The 22,160-nt window shown below is 40.6% G+C and carries 20 protein-coding genes; 2 read left to right on the plus strand and 18 right to left on the minus strand.

Going from position 1 to position 22,160, the window contains the following annotated elements:
• Positions 1-67: 67 nt before the first annotated feature.
• The 5 genes from iadA to truB all read right to left on the minus strand — a co-directional run bounded on the left by iadA (position 68) and on the right by truB (position 7,196).
• Positions 68-1,252 (minus strand): beta-aspartyl-peptidase, encoded by a 1,185-nt coding sequence (gene iadA, locus FE005_RS13715; RefSeq protein ID WP_138372019.1) that lies wholly within the window; start codon positions 1,250-1,252, stop codon positions 68-70.
• Between the two features lie 16 nt (positions 1,253-1,268).
• Positions 1,269-2,960, minus strand: coding sequence for a putative basic amino acid antiporter YfcC (yfcC, locus tag FE005_RS13720; protein WP_230320984.1), 1,692 nt, complete (start codon positions 2,958-2,960; stop codon positions 1,269-1,271).
• Positions 2,961-3,210: 250 nt separating this feature from the next.
• A complete protein-coding gene (locus FE005_RS13725; protein ID WP_138372225.1) occupies positions 3,211-4,635 on the minus strand; it encodes an APC family permease in 1,425 nt (474 codons plus the stop codon).
• Between the two features lie 693 nt (positions 4,636-5,328).
• On the minus strand, positions 5,329-6,264 hold the full coding sequence (ribF, locus tag FE005_RS13730; protein ID WP_103299759.1) for a riboflavin biosynthesis protein RibF: 936 nt from the start codon (positions 6,262-6,264) through the stop codon (positions 5,329-5,331).
• Positions 6,265-6,266: 2 nt separating this feature from the next.
• Positions 6,267-7,196: a tRNA pseudouridine(55) synthase TruB gene (gene truB / locus FE005_RS13735; protein ID WP_138372020.1), complete on the minus strand. Its 930-nt coding sequence runs from the start codon at positions 7,194-7,196 to the stop codon at positions 6,267-6,269.
• A 124-nt stretch (positions 7,197-7,320) separates the two neighbouring features.
• On the opposite strand from truB, the gene FE005_RS13740 reads away from it, so the two are divergent.
• Positions 7,321-7,890, plus strand: a complete 570-nt coding sequence (locus FE005_RS13740; RefSeq protein WP_103299756.1) for a phosphatase PAP2 family protein — start codon at positions 7,321-7,323, stop codon at positions 7,888-7,890.
• Positions 7,891-7,992: 102 nt separating this feature from the next.
• Here FE005_RS13740 and rbfA read toward each other — a convergent pair whose 3' ends face one another.
• From rbfA to FE005_RS13795, 11 genes are all read right to left on the minus strand, one after another.
• Positions 7,993-8,343, minus strand: coding sequence for a 30S ribosome-binding factor RbfA (rbfA, locus tag FE005_RS13745; RefSeq protein ID WP_005471299.1), 351 nt, complete (start codon positions 8,341-8,343; stop codon positions 7,993-7,995).
• 28 nt (positions 8,344-8,371) lie between these two features.
• Complete coding sequence (gene infB, locus FE005_RS13750; RefSeq protein ID WP_138372021.1) at positions 8,372-10,984, minus strand: translation initiation factor IF-2; 2,613 nt, start codon at positions 10,982-10,984, stop codon at positions 8,372-8,374.
• Positions 10,985-10,996: 12 nt separating this feature from the next.
• Positions 10,997-11,299 carry a YlxQ-related RNA-binding protein gene (locus FE005_RS13755; protein ID WP_005471295.1) on the minus strand — a complete coding sequence of 101 codons (303 nt, stop codon included), beginning with the start codon at positions 11,297-11,299 and terminating at the stop codon, positions 10,997-10,999.
• Positions 11,292-11,588: a YlxR family protein gene (locus FE005_RS13760; protein WP_003126378.1), complete on the minus strand. Its 297-nt coding sequence runs from the start codon at positions 11,586-11,588 to the stop codon at positions 11,292-11,294. The genes FE005_RS13755 and FE005_RS13760 overlap by 8 nt, the downstream gene beginning before the upstream one ends.
• Positions 11,589-11,605: 17 nt before the next feature.
• A complete protein-coding gene (gene nusA, locus FE005_RS13765; protein WP_003126377.1) occupies positions 11,606-12,802 on the minus strand; it encodes a transcription termination factor NusA in 1,197 nt (398 codons plus the stop codon).
• 21 nt (positions 12,803-12,823) lie between these two features.
• The gene (gene rimP / locus FE005_RS13770) at positions 12,824-13,297 is read right to left on the minus strand and encodes a ribosome maturation factor RimP (RefSeq protein WP_003126376.1); all 474 of its coding nucleotides are present in this window, start codon (positions 13,295-13,297) and stop codon (positions 12,824-12,826) included.
• A 246-nt stretch (positions 13,298-13,543) separates the two neighbouring features.
• Positions 13,544-13,882, minus strand: a complete 339-nt coding sequence (locus FE005_RS13775) for a DUF2752 domain-containing protein (protein WP_138372022.1) — start codon at positions 13,880-13,882, stop codon at positions 13,544-13,546.
• Positions 13,882-14,298, minus strand: a complete 417-nt coding sequence (locus FE005_RS13780; protein WP_003126374.1) for a DUF4234 domain-containing protein — start codon at positions 14,296-14,298, stop codon at positions 13,882-13,884. The genes FE005_RS13775 and FE005_RS13780 overlap by 1 nt, the downstream gene beginning before the upstream one ends.
• A 293-nt stretch (positions 14,299-14,591) precedes the next feature.
• A complete protein-coding gene (gene thrS, locus FE005_RS13785; protein ID WP_041119746.1) occupies positions 14,592-16,532 on the minus strand; it encodes a threonine--tRNA ligase in 1,941 nt (646 codons plus the stop codon).
• 322 nt (positions 16,533-16,854) lie between these two features.
• Complete coding sequence (locus FE005_RS13790) at positions 16,855-17,031, minus strand: 2-hydroxymuconate tautomerase (RefSeq protein WP_005471289.1); 177 nt, start codon at positions 17,029-17,031, stop codon at positions 16,855-16,857.
• A 125-nt stretch (positions 17,032-17,156) separates the two neighbouring features.
• Complete coding sequence (locus FE005_RS13795; RefSeq protein ID WP_175413557.1) at positions 17,157-18,020, minus strand: aminoglycoside 6-adenylyltransferase; 864 nt, start codon at positions 18,018-18,020, stop codon at positions 17,157-17,159.
• Positions 18,021-18,156: 136 nt separating this feature from the next.
• Between FE005_RS13795 and helD the strand changes: the two genes are divergently transcribed.
• Positions 18,157-20,421, plus strand: coding sequence for an RNA polymerase recycling motor HelD (gene helD, locus FE005_RS13800; RefSeq protein ID WP_138372023.1), 2,265 nt, complete (start codon positions 18,157-18,159; stop codon positions 20,419-20,421).
• A gap of 153 nt (positions 20,422-20,574) precedes the next feature.
• On the opposite strand, the gene FE005_RS13805 is transcribed toward helD, so the two are convergent.
• Positions 20,575-21,234 (minus strand): hypothetical protein, encoded by a 660-nt coding sequence (locus FE005_RS13805; RefSeq protein WP_138372227.1) that lies wholly within the window; start codon positions 21,232-21,234, stop codon positions 20,575-20,577.
• Positions 21,235-21,396: 162 nt separating this feature from the next.
• Positions 21,397-22,122 carry a YebC/PmpR family DNA-binding transcriptional regulator gene (locus FE005_RS13810; protein ID WP_003126366.1) on the minus strand — a complete coding sequence of 242 codons (726 nt, stop codon included), beginning with the start codon at positions 22,120-22,122 and terminating at the stop codon, positions 21,397-21,399.
• Between the last annotated feature and the right edge of the window lie 38 nt (positions 22,123-22,160).

Consider the following 22,160-nt stretch of genomic DNA (forward strand, 5'->3'; position numbering starts at 1 on the left):
TCCCTAACGCAAAAAATCGCTCACCTGCAAAATGATCAACTTGCAGGTGAGCCTTTTTACGGTTGTTTTATACTAATTGTTCAAAGGTTCCCCAGACTTTCACGTCTTTTTTATCGACCATCACTTTCCCTTTAGCGATCACCGTTTCAACATCTAGCGTATCTTGATTCAACAGGCAAAGATCGGCGTCCATTCCAGGAGCGATCCGGCCTTTTTGAGCCAACTTCAAAATCTTTGCTGGATTAGAAGTAATTGCACGCAATGCAATCTCCAAAGGAATCTGTTCTACTTGTACAGCTTCTTTGATTCCTACCATTAAAGCTCGGGAACTGCCTACCCCAAGCCCAATGAATTGATTGTTTTCATCAAAGTAAGGCAGGCTTCCTTGACCATCCGATGTCATGGTGAATTGATCCAACCCGATACCTTCGTCTAACAAACGTTTTAGCCCTTTACTAAAGCGAACTTCATCATCTTCTCTTTCCCAAAAATCAGGATCTTCACTTGCGGTAAAATCGATGGTACCGCCCATTTTAGCAAAAGCAATACTTGCTTCAAACAACTCACTTGTCCGATTTGCATGAGTCGGTAAAAATTGACTAATAGGGATCTCAGTCTCCTCCACAGTTTGTAGCAAGAGTTCGTATTGTCGCTTGCCACCACCTAAATGCACATTGATGATCCCTGCTTTTCCTGAGAGCATGCCCCCTACTCGAGCATCTGCTACAGCACGAGTAAATTCTTCAAAACTAGGTTGTGAAGAACGGTGATCTGAGACCGCAATTTCACCAATGCCAATCACTTTGTCGATCGTCAAAAAGTCCTTGATCAATGAACCCGTCACTGGATCAAGAGGCAATCGATACGAACCGTCATAGACATAAGTCGAGATTCCTTCCGCTTCTAAACCTTTGGCTTTGCTGATCAATGCCACCATATCACGCCCAACACCATCGGTTCCTAAACAGCCGACAACCGTTGTGACTCCAGCAGTTGTCAGCTGGCTAAGGGTTACTTCAGGCGTTCGGTTCTGGTAGCCCCCTTCCCCGCCACCACCTAAGATATGGAAATGGCAATCGATGAATCCGGGTGTCGCAATCAATGAAGAACCATCGATTTCTTCGACAGTTAGTTGATCAAAGCCGCCACTGATTTGATCTTCGATGGCAACAATTTTGTCATTGATCACTAAAATATCTTTCTTTCCTAAATATTCTGGTGCATAAACTTCCGCTTGACGAATAAGTTTCATTCTCGCAGCTCCTCTCTTATTGCAGACCAATCGCTACAGCGATAAAGATAAAGATCGTACCTAACACAAACAGAAATCCTTGCATTTTAATTTGGAACTTCGCCCATTTTGCCCATTCGATTCGTGCAACGCCAAGCACACCGATTAAACTGGCAGATACTGGAGTGAATGCATCCATGAATCCGGAACCTAATTGATAAGCTAAAACGGCGATCTGTCTGGAGACACCCACAAGATCAGCTAATGGCGCCATGATCGGCATTGTCAATGCTGCTTGACCTGAGTTCGAAGTAACAACTAAATTAAATAAGCTTTGGAAAATATACATGGACCAAGCACCGATAAAGGCTGGCACACCGCTTAGCAATCCGCCGATGCTGTGTAGGATCGTATTCAACGCTGAAGGCACATTGGCATCAGAACCACCTAGAACAAGCAGGATTCCTTTTGCCATCCCAACAACAATCGCTGTTCCGGCCAAATCAGCTGCACCTGATTGAAAAGCACTTGCTACATCGTTCAAGCCCATGTCTTCTAACTTAAAGATCACAGCAATCAGGCCTGCACCTAAGCCCATCACGAAGAACTGTGAAGCAATTTCTGGAATATAGTACCCTTTTTGTGTTACTCCCCAGACGATCCAAATCAAAACTGCCAGCATTTCAAGCAAAATCAGTTTATGCCCCAAAAGAAACGGCTTGTTTTCATCAGATGTCTTCTGGATATGGTCGCGGAAATAGGCATCCGATTTGTAAGTCAATGATTTCTCCGGATTCTTACGAATACGTTCTGCATACACCATCAAATATGCAGCTGATAAGCCAGTAATGACTACCCACATGATAATTCGGAAAGTTGCCCCTGAAAGAACTGGGATACCCGCGATCCCTTGCGCAACCGCCACACTAAACGGACTCATCCAAGAAGTTGCATTCCCGATTTGCGAGGCCACATAGGTGACCGTTACCGCCACGATCGAATCATACCCAAGTGCGATCACAAATGGCACCATGACCATAGAAAAAGGAATTACTTCTTCCGCCATCCCAAAAGTCGCTCCTCCAAATGAAAAAGCAAAGAATAAAAGCGGTAAAGCCAATCGTTCTAATCCTCGTGTCTTACTGATAAAGGCAAAAATCCCAGCATCAATCGCTCCGGTCTTCATAATGATCCCAAATGCGCCACCGACTACTAAGATCAACGCAGCGATCCCCACAGCGGAACCATATTTATCTCCTGAAACCAATCCTTCAAACACAAAGTTCAAGAAACCAAAACCGCCAAAATCATCTGTTCCCCAAACCTTTGCTGTCTTATGAAGTTTTTCTGATGTATCATAGATTTTATCTCCATATAACTCATAAAGAACATCATCCGTTAGGGAGAGCTCATCGAGCTTTTCTTGATCAAGTTTCGACTCCCCTTCGTCTAGCACACTTTGCAGTGCTGCTTGATCGACACCCAATTCTTCTAGCTCTGCTGGATTTTCTTCTAAATTCTCTAACTGCTCGAAGACAAAATCGGTATTAAGCGGATACGCATAACGGAATGAATCTTGTTTCAAAACCGTTCGCGTGCTCACTTCACCATTTGCATCAACATATTCAATCTCTTCCGTACTGAATTTTCCGGCAGGAATCAGAAATGTCAATACCCATGCTACCAGCACTACGCCAAAAATGATCACATACGTGTGTGGCGTTTTCATTTTTGTTAAATCTTTTTTCTTTTTCACCAATTTTCTCCCTTTCACCTTATACATTGACTGCATAAATTATCATTTTCCATCTTTTTTAGTATAGCGGAATTTTGCCCTTTACTCATTGGGAAACCATTAGAATTTGTTGTAAATTCTAGCGAAATAAGCTAGGAGAACACTGATGTACCAAACAAGTAATAGACAAGAAAAAGTCTTCAAGACAGTAAAATATCTTGAAGACTTTTAGGTGATGCATCTTCTATTTATTCACACGTTTTGCGATCATTGGTAAAATCAGTCCAATCAAGATAAAGATGATCGGTGTGATGATATTCAATGACAATTGGAACAACCAAGCTTTTGGATCAGCAGCATAATCTAATTTTGGTACCATCCCTAAGATACAAGCAAATGCTGTAAATAAGAAACACCACAAACCAATACCAAAGCCTAGTTTTGTATTTTTAACAAACTTATAATCTGATGAGAATCGATGGGCTTGTTTATTGATCAGCATGAAGGCTACAAATACCCATAAGTAACGTAATGGCATCACAACCGAATTCAAGTTCAACAACCAGCTATACAATTCAGTCATATTTCCGATACCTAACGCAGGAATGATGATCAAGATGCTGACTAAGATCCCTGTCATGATATATCCATTGATCGGTGTACCTTTTTTGTTCAATTTTGCCAAACCATTTGGTACAAATTCTGGATCTGCATCAGAAAGCAAAATTTTCAACGGCGCATCAATAGAAAATGCTAATGCTGAAATTTGCGCTAATGCATTGGCGATCGAATAAAGAATCACAAATGTATTGCCAATCCCATAGAAATTGCCAAGACGTTGGAATGCTTCATAAGCGCCATTTACCATCAAATCTTTAGGAATATTGTTTGCATCGAACAGCATCCCCATTGCGATTGATCCTAGTAACGCACATAAAGCGACCATTCCAGCTAAAAAGATCATTCCTTTAGGAAATTCTTTGGCAGGGTTTTTCGTGTTATTAACGTAAGGCGAAATTTTTTCACAGCCACCTACCGCAAACACCAGCATCGAAATCGTCGTTAAGTAAGTAAAATCGAATTTAGGAATATAAGTTGAAACAGTTGTCATATTTGGTGTTGCTACTTGAGCTCCAGTCATCGCTGGTGCTGTTACTGCTAAAATAATAAATAAGATCGACATGACAAACATCGCTGTTCCGGCAATATTACCGATCATCTTCAATGTAGTCAATCCTTTAGATGCGATCCATAAAAAGAAAAGAAAAATAGCTAAACAAATTAATGAGACTTCCATTGATCCGACAGTCGATACGAAAGAGCCGTTTCCTTTAAATAACCAACTCAATGATACCAGGATCCCTTGTGGTTTTTGTGCGAGATATGGGACGTGAACGACCCAGTAAGTCCAAGCAGCGAAAAAGGCCAATCGTTTGGTTGAAGTTTCTTTGATCCAAGAGGATACACCACCGCTTGATTCCTTGAACGTTGATCCTAGTTGACCTACACTCAATGCGTAGGGAACAAAGTATAATGCCATGATCAAGATCCAAGATACAACAACAGTCAATCCCTGTTGTGCATAGTTGTTCACTACATTTCCGAGTCCCCAAACAGAGACAAACGCCATTAGCGCAATATTATACCAGCGCAATTGTTTCTCGTTCATTACTTTCTCCTTTAAACATATGATTTCAGTGATCGAACCGAATTCTCGAATGATCATGATTTCCATGTATCGAGCAAAGTTTATTTGTAAGTCGAATGAGCTGTCCACAACGCTTTTTCACTTCTAACGAACTTCTCGATAACTGTCATTAACATTGACCAGAAATTGAATAGAATATCATTTTTTTTGACCATTCATTTCGTTTCAGTCATCACCTCATTTTAGAATAAACCCCAAAATTATTTTGGTCAAGAGAAAATAATAACAATTTTCATCGTTTTTTAACAATGGGTTAAGCAATATATAAATAACGAGATAAAAACCATTATTTAGATTAAAAATAACTTCTATTGCGTTCCGTTCCTTTACTGAAAATTAGCAACTAAACAAATTTTTTAGAAAAAAGATAAAACAGAATTTTAGAATTTTTCAGACTTTTAACTATTAATGATTAGAAAAATAATTTTATTCACGCAAGATATCCCCTTACACCACTCTTCCCGCTAAACAAAGTGAACAGTAATAGAAAAAAACCAACTTATATTTTGTCTAGACTACAATAAAAACGATAACATTCGTCATAAAACTATTTTAACTATTATTTAAAATAACAAAAAATCTTAATTAGATCAGTTTGATTGACACTTTCCGATCCTCTTAAGATTTTTTACGAGTACTAAAGGTAGCTCTTATTTATTCGAAGTATTTCCTAGTATCAATCTCGTCTTGTTGCAGTTGTTCAATCAAGGCTTCTGCGCCACTAAAAGCAACTTGATCTCTCAAAAAGTGGTGCCAGCGAATCGCAACAGTCTCTCCATAGATATCTTGATGGAAATCTAAAATATAGATCTCCACTGTTAATTGTCGGCCTTGACCAAAGGTATCATTATGACCAATCGATCCCATAGACGGATACCAGCGATCACCTACTTTAAGCTCGGTAACATAGACCCCTTCTTTTGGCAGGCGCACTGTACTTTTGACTTTAATATTCGCTGTCGGAAAGCCAAGTTCGCGTCCCCTGGCATCGCCATGTACGACAGTTCCTTCAAACTCATAAGGATAACCTAACAGTCGATTGGCTTCTGCCATTTCTCCGTTCTGCAAAGCGGCGCGGATTCTTGTTGAGCTGACTTTCTCCCCTGCCAAAGTTTCCTTGGGAACGGTAATCACTTCAAAACGGCCTTGGGCATAAGAAGGTAAAAGTGCCATGTTTGCTGTCTCTTTCTTTCCATAGGTATAATCGAATCCAGCCACGACCACTTCCGCATGTAAACCTACCATGTATTGATCGACAAAGACTTGCGGCGCTAAATTTGCAAAAGCTGAAGTGAAATCCACTTCGTAAAGATAGTCGACTCCTAAATCAGCCATATGGGCTTCTTTTTGTGATAAGCTGGTTAGATATTGCATTGCCTCAGGATCCACTTTTTGAAAGACAATAGATGGATGCTGGTTGAATGTCATCAATGCCAGCTTCAATCCTTTTTCTTTTGCTGCTGCTTTTCCTGTTTCAATAACTTTTTGATGACCTAGATGCACACCGTCAAAAAAGCCTAGAACCAAAACGACAGGTTCTGATGGAATGACATCTTTATTATATGGATGACGTAGCTCGATAATTTCCATTCTTACTCTCCTATTTCTGTACGAATAACTTTCGCAGGTTTTAATAGCCCCTGTTTCCTTTGATGCGGCATATAGATACTAACGACTTTATCTTGATAAAACAATGCCACAGGTGTTGCAGGAGGTTCTTGAAGACCAAAACTATGATATGGCAAGGGCATGCCATTCTTGACATTCTGCCACAACTTCTCATCAATTGCAATTTTGGGAAACCCGCTTACCCCATATTCAATGGGCTGCAGCAACTCATTGATTCGCCCTGATTCCATTGCTTCACGAACTTCTGCAAGCGTAACAGATTGATCTTTGGTAAAGCCGCCGCTTGCTAACCGTGTCAAGTCAGACATATGAGAGGCTACTCCCAAAGCAGCACCCGTATCGACGGCTAACGTACGGACATACGTTCCTTTCCCACAGCTTACTTGAAACCGCCACGATTGGGTGCCACTTGTCTCATCAAAGATTGGATCGCTGATCCGCTTAAATGAATGAATCAAAGCTTGCCGTTTTGGACGCTGCACTTCTTCATTTGCCCGGGCATATTCATACAAACGTTTCCCATTGACTTTAACTGCGGAATACATTGGCGGAATTTGGGTAATTTCACCAGTCAAACTTGCCATTGCACGATCGACTTCTGCTGTAGTAAAAGGTTTTGCTAAAGGCGTCCTTTCAACAACTTCACCCGAACGGTCTTCGGTCGTTGTGGAAAAACCTAGCGTGATTTCTCCTGTATATATCTTTCCGGAATCCACCAAGTATTCCACGACTTTGGTTCCTTTGCCAATGCAGATCGGCAATACACCGTCTACATCAGGATCTAGGGTTCCACTGTGTCCGACTTTTTTTGTATGTAAAATTTTTCGTAGTTTAAAGACACAGTCGTGACTGGTTTGACCACGTTCTTTCCATAATGGCAAAATTCCATCCATAGTATCCCTCCGCTTCTTTTTCAACTTGACCATTATACCATATTCTAAAAAAACTTAGTATGGTCTTAAAGTCTTTCAGAATGATATTCGTTCATGATACACTTATATTATAAGGAGGTGCCACATGATTGTATTCGTTTGTTCATTGATTGGTTTCATACTTTTTTTATATTTGGTTCAACGTGGTACGCTGCAACAACAAGAGGAGGCACTGGCTTTATTTGTTATCAAGAGCCGAACACCTGCTTTAACACGGATGATGCTCTTTTTTACAAATTTCGGTAAAGCATTGCCCACGATCATCTTATTGTTATTGCTTTATGTTTTTCCAGCTACACAACCTATCCTAGCGCCGAAAGCAGCAGCGAGTGTCTTACTTGTCTCTGCATTCGCTTATCTGATTAAACGGATCGTCCGCAGAGAACGACCAAACGATCATCGGTTAGTCGAAGAAAAAGACCACAGCTTCCCTAGTGCCCATGCTGCTACTTCTGCCGCACTTTATGGAACTGTAGCGATGAATATGGCTTTTCTTTTGCCACCTGCTGTTCTGCCCATGAGCATTCTTGCGGTCCTGCTCAGTTTTATGATTGGGTTCAGTCGCGTTTATTTAGGGATCCATTTTTTGACAGATGTTATCGGTGGGTGGTTTTTAGGATTAGCAGTTGCTGCATTGATCACCATTTTGTTATGATTTTTGGCCTTGCACAGTATCTGTTTGATCATTATAGAATAGCCTCACCTCTCAGTAATAAAAAAAAGACCGCATATACGCGGCCTTTTTTTATGTGATTCTTTATTCGCCTTTATGCAAATCGCGAATCATTTCATCGATCTTATTTCCATATTGAACAGATTCATCTAGTTCAAATTGCAACTCCGGAACTTTATATAATGACAGTGCCTGTCCCAATTCACGACGGACCAACCCTGTTGCTTTCTCTAATCCGGCTTGTGCTTTTTGCTTTTCAGATGCAAGATCACTCAAAGTGCTGTAGAAAATCGTTGCTTGCTGCAAGTCCCCTGTCACGCGAACATCTGTGATGGTAACATCTTGAACACGAGGATCACGGACTTTCTTACGAAGTATTTGATTCACTTCTTTTAAGATTTCTTGGGCAACTCTACGGTCACGATAATTAGCCATTCAAAAAACCTCCCTGATAACTAGTGTCTTAATTCATTGGTACTTCTTCCATTACGTAGCCTTCAATCACATCGTCTACTTTGACATCATTGAATTTCTCGATCATGGCACCACATTCAAAGCCTAGTTTTACTTCTTTCACGTCATCTTTGAAACGTTTCAAACTAGCTAATTTTCCTTCATAGATCACGATGCCGTCACGGATTACCCGCACACCGCTGTCACGGCGAATGCTGCCTTCCGTTACATAACAACCGGCGATCGTACCAACTTTAGAAACTTTGTAGGTTTCACGAACGATCATTTGACCAGTGATTTTTTCCTCAAATTCAGGATCAAGCATCCCTTTCATCGCTGTTTCGATTTCTTCGATAGCTTTGTAAATGATTCGGTGTAAACGAATATCGACTTCTTCGGCTTCGGCTTGTTGTTTAGCTTGCGGAGTTGGCCGCACATTGAAACCAATAATGATCGCGTTACTTGCTGCTGCAAGTGTCACGTCACTTTCATTGACTGCTCCAACTGCTGAATGGACAATATTGACCCGAACGCCTTCTACATCGATTTTCTTCAATGAAGCACCCAACGCTTCAGCAGAACCTTGAACATCCGCTTTAATGATTACATTGACTTCTTTTAATTCGCCTTCTTTTAGGCTTTCAAACAGATTGTCAAGCGTTACCCGGCTGCTGGAAGCGCGTTGTTCCATCACGGCGCGTTTCGCGCGTTCTTCCCCTGCTGCACGAGCTGTCTTTTCGTCTTCAAATGTAACGAATCGATCACCCGCTTGCGGCACATCATTTAATCCGGTAATTTCAACTGGTGTAGCTGGTCCCGCTGTTTTGTCCCGACGGCCTAAATCGTTGGTCATCACACGAACTCGACCGAATGTGTTCCCGACGACGATAGGATCACCTACATGTAACGTTCCTTGCTGTACCAATAAGGTAGCAACCGGACCTTTTCCTTTATCCAGACGAGCTTCGATCACTGTACCGATCGCCCGTTGTGATGGATCTGCTTTCAAATCTTCTACTTCAGCAACAAGTAAAATCATTTCCAGCAATTCTTCAATATTTTGACCAAATTTAGCAGAGATTTCTACAAAGATGGTATCGCCACCCCAGGCTTCTGGAATCAATTCATATTCACTTAATTCTTGCATGACATGTTGCGGGTTCGCACCTGGTTTATCGATTTTGTTAACCGCAACGATGATTGGTACTTTTGCTGCTTTAGCATGGTTGATTGCTTCGACAGTTTGTGGCATTACACCGTCATCTGCTGCTACAACTAAAATCGTAATATCAGTGATACTTGCTCCCCGTGCCCGCATACTTGTGAAGGCCGCGTGTCCAGGAGTATCCAAGAAAGTAATTGGTTTGCCATCGATATCGATTTGATAAGCACCGATATGCTGCGTGATCCCACCAGCTTCTCCGCTTGTCACACGAGAATGGCGCAATGTGTCTAATAACGTTGTTTTCCCGTGGTCAACGTGTCCCATGATGGTAACTACCGGCGGACGAGAAACAAGATTTTCTTTGTTTTGTTCTTCTGGTTCAAAGAATTTATCGATATCCGCGATGTCGATTTGAACTTTTTCTTGTGGTTCAATACCGTAATCAGTTGCTAACAATTCGATCGTATCTTTATCCAATGGTTGGTTTTGATTGACCATAACTCCCATCATAAACAACTTCTTGATGATCTCAGCAGGTTCACGATAGATTTTTTTCGCGATATCCGCTACATTCATGCCTTCTGTATATTCCAATACTTCTGGTAATTCACGGAATTTACGTGCTGGAACAGGTGGTTTTTTCTCTTGCTGTTGACGACCTTTTTTCCCTTTTTTGTTAAACTTGTTGCGGTTATTGTTATTGAAATTATTGTTGCGTCCGTTGTAGTTTGACTTACCACGGTTTTGATTTCCACCGCGATTTTGGTTATCACCAGCTGGACGGTTTTGTGTTCCTTGACTGCTAGCCCCTTGGTTTGGACGACTTTGTTGTCCTTGTGCTGGGCGATTTTGTTGCCCTTGACCGCTAGGACGGTTTTGTTGTCCGGGTTTATTGCTTGATTGATTCGTTGGACGGTTTTGCTGTCCTTGCCGATTGTTTGTGGTTTGATTATTTGGACGATTTTGTTGTCCTTGTGTTCTATTTTGGTTCGTTGGACGATTTTGTTGTCCTTGATTGTTACGATTTTCTTGGTTATTCACTCGATTTTGACTTCCTTGGTTATTTGGTCGATTACTTCCTTGATTTGTTGATCCGTTGTTTTGACTTGTTGGGCGGTTGGGTTGTCCTTGACCATTAGGACGAGAATTCGTCGTGTTCCGCTGCCCTTGATTATTGTGTCGGTTCTGGAAGTTAGGATTATTTCTCTGCGTTTTAAATTTCTTTTGCTCTTGTTTTTCCGGCTGGTTGGCTGGTTTCTGATTTGCGGGAGTTGGTTTTGCTGATGATCGATCATTTGGATTGCCGCCTAATGACTGCCGCAATTTTTGCGCCTCTCCATCTGAGATCGCGCCCATGTGATTTTTCACATCAAAGCCTAAAGATTGTGCTTTTTCAACAACCTCTTTGCTCGATTTGTTCCATTCTTTTGCAAGTTCATAAATTCTTTTTTTTCCCATGCAATCACCTTCCTAACCTAATATTAATTCCTGCACCTTCTTTGCAAATCCTGCATCTAGAATGCCCACCACCATTCGCGGTTTGCCAATAGCTGAACTGATTTCATCGGCAGAAAATGTATCTAGGAGCGGAATTTCATAATAAGAACTTTTGTCCTTTATTTTCTTTTGTGTATTTTTACCAGCGTCACTAGCGACAAGTACGAGAGCTGCTCGTTGTTGACGAATCTCTTTTAACGTCATCTCTTCGCCAGTGATCAATTTCCCAGCACGCATGGCTAGTCCTAACATATTCAATGCTTTTTGTTTATTCATTTGCAAATAACTCTCTTCGGGCTTTTTGATGCGTCACATAGTCTAAGAGTTCTTGATAAAATTCATCTGACAATTTCGTCTCTAATACTCTATCCAAGATCCGCTTATCCCAAGCTAATTGCGCTTCCTCTGGTTCGATAGCGATGTACGCTCCTCGACCCGGCATCTTGCCGGATGGATCGATCGCAACGGTTCCTTCTTTCGAACGGGTGATGCGCAGCATTTCTTTTTTGGGAATCATTTCCCCTGAAACAACAGATTTTCGTAAAGGAATTTTTCGTTTTTTCATCGCGATCTCTCCTTGACTTATTTTTCGTCAAAATCCATGTTTTCGTAATCGTCTGCCGTCATATCAGAAGCAATGATCATTTCGTCGTGAGACTCATTATCTTCGATAGTGCTTTCTTGACTTTCAACAGCCTCGCCTTCATCGATATAGGCGCCTTCTTCTAATTTTGCATAAAATTCTTCCATGTCTGACTCCGATTTGATATCGATCTTAAAGCCAGTCAATTTCGCAGCCAAACGGGCATTTTGTCCTCGTTTACCAATGGCAAGCGATAGCTGATAATCAGGTACGACCACCGTACAAGCTTTCGGATTATCCACATCAAAAATAACATCAGTCACTTCTGCTGGATTCAATGCATTTGCAATAAATACCGCTGGATCATCATTCCACTCAACAATATCCATGTTCTCACCTTTTAATTCATTGACGATTGCTTGAACCCGTTGTCCCTTTGGACCAACACAAGTTCCGACAGGATCGACATTAGCATCAAATGAGCGCACAGCTACTTTAGAGCGGTCTCCTGCTTCTCTGGCAATGCTGACGATTTCAACTGTACCATCATAAACTTCCGGTACTTCTTGTTCAAATAAACGGCGTAATAAATCAGGATGACTACGGCTTACAAAAACTTGAGGCCCTTTCGAAGTATTTTCGACCCGAGAAACAAATACTTTGATCCGATCGTGAGGTTGATAGAATTCATTTGGCATTTGATCTTGTTTTGATAATACTGCTTCGATTTTTCCAAGGTTCACATAGATATAGCGATTGTCCTGACGTTCAACGATCCCTTGCAGGATATCTTTTTCATAGGCACTGAATTCATTGTAGATGATTGTCCGTTCTGCCTCGCGCACCCGTTGCAAAATGACCTGTTTTGCTGTTTGAGCAGCTATCCGGCCAAAATCTTTCGGGGTCACTTCGAAACGGATCTTATCGCCAATCTCGTAAGCAGGATTGATCGTCATGGCTTCTTTCAAAGACACTTCCAATTGAGAGTCCATTACTTCTTCGGTCACTTCTTTGACTGCATAAACGTGAATATTGCCTTTTTTCTGGTCAAATTCAACTTCTACATTTTGCGCTTGACCATAATGACGTTTGTACGCTGACACTAACGCGGCTTCCAATGCGTCAATGACGATCTCTTTTGAAATGCCTTTTTCTGCTTCCAATGCATCAAGTGCATTTAACATTTCTTTACTCATGATTCTTCCATTCCTCCGTGTTTAAAATTGGATTGCTAAACGAGCTTTGGCAATATTTTTCCGTTCGATCGTTAGTTCTTTTTCTCTTGTTTTGATTCGAATCTTAATGACTAGTTGTTCTTCATCAAAGGACTGCAAAAAGCCTTCAAATTGCTTTTCGCCTTCCACCGGCTGATACAAGGAAAGATGGATATATTCTCCAACTGCACGGTGATAGTCCTCTTCTTTTTTGAGGGGGCGTTCAGCACCAGGCGAGGATACCTCTAAGAAATAGGCTTGTGGGATCGGATCTGGATCACAGGCATCCAATTTATCACTCAGTTGTTCACTGACAAAGGCACATTCTTCAATATCGATTCCGCCCTCTTTGTCAATAAACACCCTTAGAAACCAGCTTTTTCCTTCCTTAACAAATTCTACCTCAACTAATTCAAAATTTTGCGCTTCCAGAATGGGGGTCACAATTGTTGTGACAGTTTCCACCACTGTACTCACACGACATCGCCTCCTTTATTTCTCAACGAAACGAACTTCATTCCATTAAAAAGAGTGAGCGAAAAAACCGCTCACTCACTCTAAGTATCATTACTATGTAAATATAACATAGTTTACTAACAAATTCAAGTATCCTAGCATTTTGTGGCTTTTTCTGAAAATTTTACATCCTATTTCTTAAGATTTCTTCCTTCAGAATACTTCCTTGTTCCCTCTATCTCAAAATAGGCAGCTGTCTTTCTTGATTCAAGCAATGAAGGCGACAAGCTTCGTGATGACTTGTGGAAGCAAAGCTTTCGGATCAAAGTCCATCGGCGCTTGATCAGGAAAAAAGTGCCACATGCGGTAGCCATAAACGCCCAGAACAGCAATCATCAGTCCAAGCCAAAAGTAGCGATTTTGATTGATACGCTGAACCATGGGATTTTTCCAGAAAATGACAAGTAACACTAGCAAAGGAATGAGCCAAAAAAGTGGATGAAAATAAAAAGCGCCTTGTATGTCACCTTCAAAAAGATGCAAATAGGCGCGAGTCATTCCACATCCCGGGCAAGGAACCCCCGTCAGCAGTTTAAACGGACACATTAATAATCGGTCCAATCATCAGTGTCTTGAGTAACTGATTGGCTTGCAGAATCTGCAGACTCCCACACTTGATTCATATCCGATTGTAAAATGGCCATATTAATAATGTCTAAACCAAAAATCGCTAAGACAACAAACAACACTTTATTATCATTGATACGTGGAAATTTCGTTTTTTCCTGTGCAGTGATAAAAATGTCCGCGATTCGATACCACCAATAAATTTGGTACAACCCGCAAGTAATGATCGTCAACAACACAGACATGCCTGGGGTAAGGCGATAATCTTCACTATATTCTGTCAAATCTTGCGTGGTTTGGTATAGCCAGAAAAGTGAATAGATGCCGCAAGTAATAATAGTTAGTAAAATCACCATTAAAATGGACTTTTTCTTGGATTGATAATTTTGATACATCGGTTACTCCTTCTAAAAGATTGAATCTTTTTACTTTTCTTCCAATTATACACCAATCCAAAAAAGTAGAAAGTCCTTTTAAAGGAAATTTATTTCAATAATAATGAAAAAAAAGGATGTAATCTAAGCTTTTTAATAAACGAAACCTCTGAAGGACATTGGGGATGCTGTTAATCTCCAACTAGTCACCAGTAATAACGCCAGCTGGACAAACACTTTTTTCCCACTGTCATTCGGATAGTCTCATTTTTTGCTTCTATTACAATCCTTTTATTACAATCCTTTTAATTGATTTATGCGCGACTATAATTTTTTACTTCTGCTGCCATTGCATCAACAAAGATATTTAGTTCTTCAACGTTCGTTTCTTTGCTGCCGTAACGACGAATATTGACAGTTGCATCTTTGACTTCTTGATCTCCGACAACTAACTGATAAGGAATTTTTTGCATTTGTGATGCGCGAATTTTGTAGCCCATTTTTTCATTGCGATCGTCCACTTCCACACGTAAACCTTGTGATTGAAGACGTTCTTTGATCTCATAAGCATAATCGCTGTGTGCATCGACTGAAACAGGAATGATCGTTGCTTGGATCGGTGCCAACCAAGTTGGAAATGCGCCTTTGTAAACTTCTGTTAAGTAGGCAACGAAACGTTCCATTGTTGAAACGATCCCGCGATGGATCACGACGGGACGATGTGTATTTTCACCATCTTCACCAACATAAGTTAAGTCGAAACGTTCTGGTAATAAGAAATCTAATTGGATCGTGGAAAGCGTTTCTTCCATGCCCAAAGCAGTTTTTACTTGAACGTCTAATTTTGGACCATAGAACGCTGCTTCCCCTTCTGCTTCGAAATAATCCAAATTCAATTCATCCATCGCTGCTTTCAGCATGGTTTGGGCATTTTCCCACATCGCATCATCATCAAAGTATTTATCTTTGTTTTCTGGATCACGATAGCTTAAACGGAAGCGGTAATCTGTTACATTGAAATCTTTATAGACTTCAACCATCAAATCCAAAGTCCGTTTGAATTCATCTTTGATTTGATCAGGACGAACAAATGTATGTCCATCATTTAGAGTCATTTCCCGAACCCGTTGCAACCCAGAAAGAGCGCCAGATTTTTCGTAACGGTGCATCATCCCTAATTCAGCGATTCGAATCGGCAATTCACGATAAGAGTGAATATCGTTTTTGTAGACCATCATATGATGGGGGCAATTCATTGGACGAAGAACGAGCATTTCCCCATCTCCCATGTCCATTGGCGGAAACATATCTTCATGATAATGATCCCAGTGTCCTGAAGTCTTATAAAGATCAACATTGGCCATGATTGGTGTATAAACGTGTTGGTAACCCAAGCTTACTTCCTTGTCCACGATGTAGCGTTCAATGGTACGACGAATGGTTGCACCTTTTGGCAACCAAAATGGTAGACCAGCACCAACTTCTGGAGAGAGCATGAATAAGTCTAACTCTTTCCCTAGCTTGCGGTGATCCCGCTCTTTGGCTTCTTCTCGTAAACGAATGAATTCTTTCAACTCTTTTTTGTCAAAGAACGCTGTTCCATAGACCCGTTGCATCATTTGGTTATTTGAATTTCCACGCCAGTAAGCTCCTGCCACAGATAAAAGTTTGAACACTTGAATCCGTCCTGTTGATGGCACGTGAGGCCCGCGGCATAGATCAACAAACTCTCCTTGTTGATAGGCAGTAATCGTTTCATCTTCTGGTAGTTCACTGATCAATTCTACTTTATATGGATCTTCAGCAAATAGTTCTAAAGCTTCTTTTTTCGATAATACACGACGTTCGATCGGTAGATTTTCTTTCACGATTTTCATCATTTCTGCTTCAATTGCTGGTAAATCTTCGGCAGTTACAGGGCTTTCTCCATTATCTGTATCATAATAGAATCCTGTATCGATAGCTGGTCCCACGCCAAAATGAATGTTTGGATAAAGGCGACGCATCGCCTGAGCCATTAAGTGAGCTGCTGAATGGCGAACCAAGCCTAAAGCATCCTCATGATCCGGAGTGACGATTTCGATTTGTGCATCCTCTTCAATCCCTCGATCAAGATCAATCAACTGACCATTGACCTTTCCTGCTAAGGCTTTTTTCGCTAAACTTTTAGAGATTCCTTCAGCAATTTCTTTTGTTGTGATGCCAACTGCAAATTCTTTTTTCGCCCCATCTGGGAATGTAATTGTTAGTGTCATTTGTTTTCCCCCTACTGATTTATTTGATCAATGAATGATTCGAACCAAAAAAAGTCCTAGTATCAGATAACGATACTAGGACGAAGATTTCGTGGTTCCACCTAATTTCAAATACAACAACGCTGTATTTCTTTGACGGGATAACGGTACGACCGCCTTTGTTTCAACAAAGGTTTGAAAAAGTGGTCATCCATTGGTTTTCTTCCAGGAAATTTTCAGCCGTGATTTCCCTCTCTTATCGAAGACTCTCAAATTCAGGTGTCTTTTTCATCAATCAATTATGGCTTCATTTAACCACTATCTGCTTAAAAAATCAAGTAAATTATTTCCAATCACCATTAACTGCATACTGTCCTTTTTTCATCTCGTTGATAATGACATGAATATGTTCTTTAGGTGCCCCAGTATTTTTGTGGACTGCTTCAGTGATTTCTTTCATCATATTGGTCAATTGTTCTTGCGATCGGCCTTCTACTAATTCTACATGAATAAATGGCATAGTCATCACTCCTCTGTTCATTAGTATACGCTTCTTAATTATGCTCTGCAATAACCTGCTCTATTATCGAATGACTGTCCCTTATCAAGAATAAGCGTTTCTGACAATCTAAAGATTCTTCCATTTCATTTGGCTGGATCTTCACGCCATTTTCTCGAATGCCATTTTTGAACATACTTCATCACCTTACTGGTTTCCTCTTCATGGTACAAAAATTGGTGTTGTCTGCTTACATAACGAGCAATCTCATCAAATAGTTGAACGATTTTCCATAATGATTCGCCGCAAGTTTCAACAGATGAAAAACAAAGTGCCGTCAACCGCTCATACTCTTCTTCTGATAAATAATTTTGAAGATATTTATGGTTCTTTCCGGTACTGAGACGATAGTCTGCTTGATGCGCTAGATACCAGTCATATTGCCGAAGCAACTCTTGCCAGCAAATTTGGTACAAATGGTCGGCGGCATAGAAAAGCTGATTTCTGACAAGCCCTTTGACGACATAAGTCGCTACCCACCAAAATTCGTTACAACTGTCATGAAACGCTTTTTCTGTCGGTGGTTTAATCCAAAAGATAGAGGCATCAGGAACTGTCATTCCCTGCAGAAGTTCTTTTGGATCATAGAGACGCTCAAGAAAGGGTTCAGCTTGCAACAAATGGATCAATTCAACCGGGCAAAGCATCAAGTCTATGCGATTGCCATCTTCAAAATGCATCAAGAATGTAAAACGTCCTCCCAAAGAGGGTTGCGAAAGCACAGAACTTTCTGGTGTCTGCATGATCATGATCTGTCCGAATTCTTCCAGCCAGCTAGGTTCTGCTATTAGTTCTTGCATATTGTCAACAATATAAACGATATCATAATCTTGAAACCGATCGCTTATTGCATTAGGTTCTCGCCGAGACCCAGAGATTGCGATTGCTTGGACCCCTATTTTTTGACCAACTCGTAAAATCACTGCTAGCATTTCAGCTTCATTCCGCACAGGTATCCTCCCTTTCTTTGAACCCATTGATCTCAAAAGCATACTTAAATTTTACCATAGAACGATTTTTCAGACGACATTTGCAAAGATTATATGCTATAATTTTATGTCGCAATTTTTTTAAGGAGGATTCCTTGTGAACGAACGTCAAAAAGAACAACTACATGTCGATGATACGATCGCATTGATTCGAAGAGAACAAATGGTCTTAGCGCAGCAAAAAGCGGACTTGGCTACAAAAATGGAGGATCAGTTAAAAGAGATTTCCGAAAAGAAAATTCGTGGTGGTGACAGCGAAGCTTTTTACGAATCTGTTGTTGAATATCAGCAACACGAGCAAGAATTGCTGTTAAAATATCGAACAGCGGAATCTCAAGAGAAAAGGGTCAAAACATTGGAAACAATGGCTAGCAATCCTTATTTTGCCAGAATTGATTTTCAAGAAGAACAAGAAAAAGAAACACTTTATCTAGGGATCGCCTCTTTAAGGGATCAGCAAGAAGAAACAATTGTCATCGATTGGCGGGCACCTATCGCAAATTTATATTACGAAGGAGAATTAGGCGAAACGTTTTATGAAACAGAAACCGATCGCTTTACAGTTGAGTTGTTGCTGAAGCGTCAATTCAAAATTCAAGAAGGCCAGATTTTGTCTATGGTGGACACTTCAGAAATCATCAATGATGAGTTTTTGCTGGAAATTTTAGACGAAGCCTCTTCTTCTCAAATGAAAAATATTGTCTCAACGATCCAAAAAGCACAAAATCAGATCATTCGTGATACTACTAGCAAGTTCATGCTGATTGAAGGAATTGCCGGCAGTGGTAAAACATCGGCACTGTTGCAACGGGTGGCGTTCTTGCTTTATCGCAACCGCAAATGGCTGGATGAAGAACAAGTCTTGCTTTTCTCTCCCAATCATTTATTTTCCGATTATATTTCAATGGTCTTGCCTTCTCTTGGGGAAAGTGAAGTGCCAACACGTACGTTCCACCATTTCATCCAAAGAGCTCTGCCCAATTTCCAAATCACAAAAGAAACACAGCTAGAAGAAACTTTCTTATCAGGAGCAGACGATCGGATTGAAAAGATCAAAAGCAGTCTGAAACTTGTCAAATTGATTCAACGATACGTACAGAAGATTTCTGTGATCGGTCCGTTATTTCGTGATTTAAAAATTCAAGGACAGACATACATTACGAAAGAACAAATCCGTCGTTGGTATCAAGAAACAAATCAAGAGCTTCCTTTGTATCAACGGAGTCAATTATTACAAACAAAATTACTGAAAAAAATCGGTGGTCTTGAAAAAGATGAGGCCAAAAAAGATTGGGTCAAAGAAGCAACCGAAGAGCAGTTGCAGCAACATTTTGCCAAAGATCCTTATCAGGAGTACACCGAAGAAAATGAACGCCGATTGCGTAAGCAAATCCGGCAGCAAATCGTTAAGAAAAAATTCCGCTCACTAACTCGTGGTGTCAAACAATACCAGTTTATCAACCAAACCAAGCAGTATTTACATTTCTTACAGGCAGTTCCTAAGACGTTGTTAGACGAACAAGCGATCCGTGACGAAGATTGGCAACAACATCTCCGACTTCTGAGAGAAGGTCTGCGGCAACGCCAATTGACCCAAGAAGATGCCGTGCTATTCTTTTTGCTGATCAAACAACTTTACCCAATCTATGTGGATGAAAAAGCACGGTTTATTTTCATTGATGAGATGCAGGATTTTCCGCCTGCTCAAGTGGCTCTCTTACGTCAATTATATCCTAAAGCCGGAATTACTTTATGTGGTGATTTAAATCAAAAGGTCTACGGTAATGAAACGATCGTTGGTTCGTTGGAAGAGTTGTTTCCTGCTGACAGCGTGACTCGGTATCAATTAAAAACCAGCTATCGTTCAACGAAAGAAATCACGGATTTTGCCAACCAATTCTTAACTGGTTCCGATCAAGTTGAATTGACAGCACGCGAAGGGGCTCTCCCTCAAGTCATTCAAACCGAGAACGAAACAGTTGGTCTGGACTACTTGCAGCAAGCATTAACCAAATCACAGTCACACTGGCGCACAGCTATCATCTGTAAGACAGCTGCCGACTGCCGAGCGCTTTATGCCCAGCTCTCTGAAGAGATGCAGGATCAAGTTCAATTAATTACTTCAGAGGAAGATTTTATGAAACGTAAAATCATGATTTTTCCAGCCTTTTTAGCTAAAGGGTTGGAATTTGATCAAGTATTCTTATGGACGTATGGGACTTCTTTTGTGACGGAGCAAGATCAATTGATCTTCTATACCATGGCGACCCGTGCCATGCACCAATTGATTGTTTTGCAAAATAACACCAATCAATTGCTAGAGAAAGCTGATCCCGCAACCTACGCATTACAATTGCTTTAAGGAAAGCGATTGATACATCAAAAAAACGAGAGCAAGCGGACAATCCCTTGCTCTCGTTTTTGCTTAGCGATAAATGATCAATCAAACAATATTCTTCTCGACAAAAGCCTTGTTTGATCGGTATTTGTTTTGTCATTTTTTTACAGGGTTCGATCACCCCTTCAATTCACCGATAAAGAGTCTCGTTTCTGGATATTTCATCGCGACAATCGTCAAAATCATCTGAAGTTCTGAAACATTTTCTTCATTGTCAGGATCAAAGATTTTACTATGTTTTCCAATACTGCCATTGTCGATCAATCGATAGATCCGGTTCCATTCCATAAATTGTTCGACATCTGTAAAGTGACTGAGGGGAAAACCGGAACCATCTAGAATTTCTGTTAAACGAAAAGCAATATAAGAACTGTCGATCACATATTCCCTTTCAGGATCAATTTGACTACTTTTCTGAAAATCAATGATTGCTTTTTCTGGACGATGATGCAGCAGCCACTCTAACAACAAGAAAAAGCCTTCCATCCGATAATTGTCCAAAAATAAGCGTTGGGACGCTTCCGATACTCGAAAAACCAGCGGGATCAAAAAATTCCGTTTATAAATCAGTAAAGGCGCACGATCTACCGTCACATTCAAGTAACGATTCAAATAGGTGGCTCCACGAAAGCTGCCCAAACGGTATCCCTCTACACCGTATTTTTTGTATTTGCGGCACAGTGCAGAACAATCAGAAACTGAGACAGATACTTCTGCTAATTTATCGTATCCGCTTAAAATCCGATCAAAAGGCTCTAAAACGATTTTTTCTTCCAACTCTGCCGCTCCCTTCTTGCTCATACTGCTAATTACTTAAATAATAACATAAAAAAAGCGATTAAACCAAAAGAAATACCCCTTTGTTTTTTGAAAACGATAAAAATGAAAGTAAAAAAACACCCCCGAAAGCACAGATAAACTTTCAAGGATGTCTTACTTTTATTCTTCTTCGCTGTCTGCTACATTATGATAAACGTTTTGGACATCTTCTAAGTCTTCTAGTGCATCGATCATTTTTTCAAATTTTTCAAGATCTTCTCCAGTCAAAGTGACTTCATTTTGAGGAATCATCTGCATCTCAGCAATTGAAAACTCAGTAATTCCTTTTTCTTTTAAAGCTTCTTGAATCACATGAAAATCACTAGGTTCTCCATGGACGATGATTTGACCATCTTCTTCAAGAACATCGCGCACGTCGATGTCTTTTTCCATCAAGTATTCTAAGATGTCATCTGCATCCGTACCAGAAAAACCAAATAATGCCGTATTATCAAACATGTAAGCAACCGCGCCAGAAACACCCATGTTTCCGCCATTTTTACCAAAAGCTGCTCGTACGTCTGCTGCTGTACGGTTAACATTATTCGTCAATGTATCGACGATAACCATTGAACCATTTGGTCCGAACCCTTCATAACGCAATTCGGAGTATTGTTCATCCCCTGAACCTTTTGCTTTCTCAATTGCTCGGTCAATGATGTGTTTTGGTACATTGTATGTTTTTGCACGTTCAATAACAAAGCGCAATTTTTGGTTCGCATGAGGATCAGGATCACCTGATTTTGCTGCCGCGTAGATTTCGATTCCAAATTTTGCATAAACTCGGCTATTGTTTGCATCCTTAGCAGTTTTCTTTGCTACGATATTTGCCCATTTACGACCCATAATTTCACTTCGCTTTCTTTATAATCAAAATTCCTTAA

Origin of the sequence: Enterococcus sp. M190262 (assembly GCF_005843965.1) — a bacterium.
GTDB lineage: Bacteria > Bacillota > Bacilli > Lactobacillales > Enterococcaceae > Enterococcus_D > Enterococcus_D gallinarum.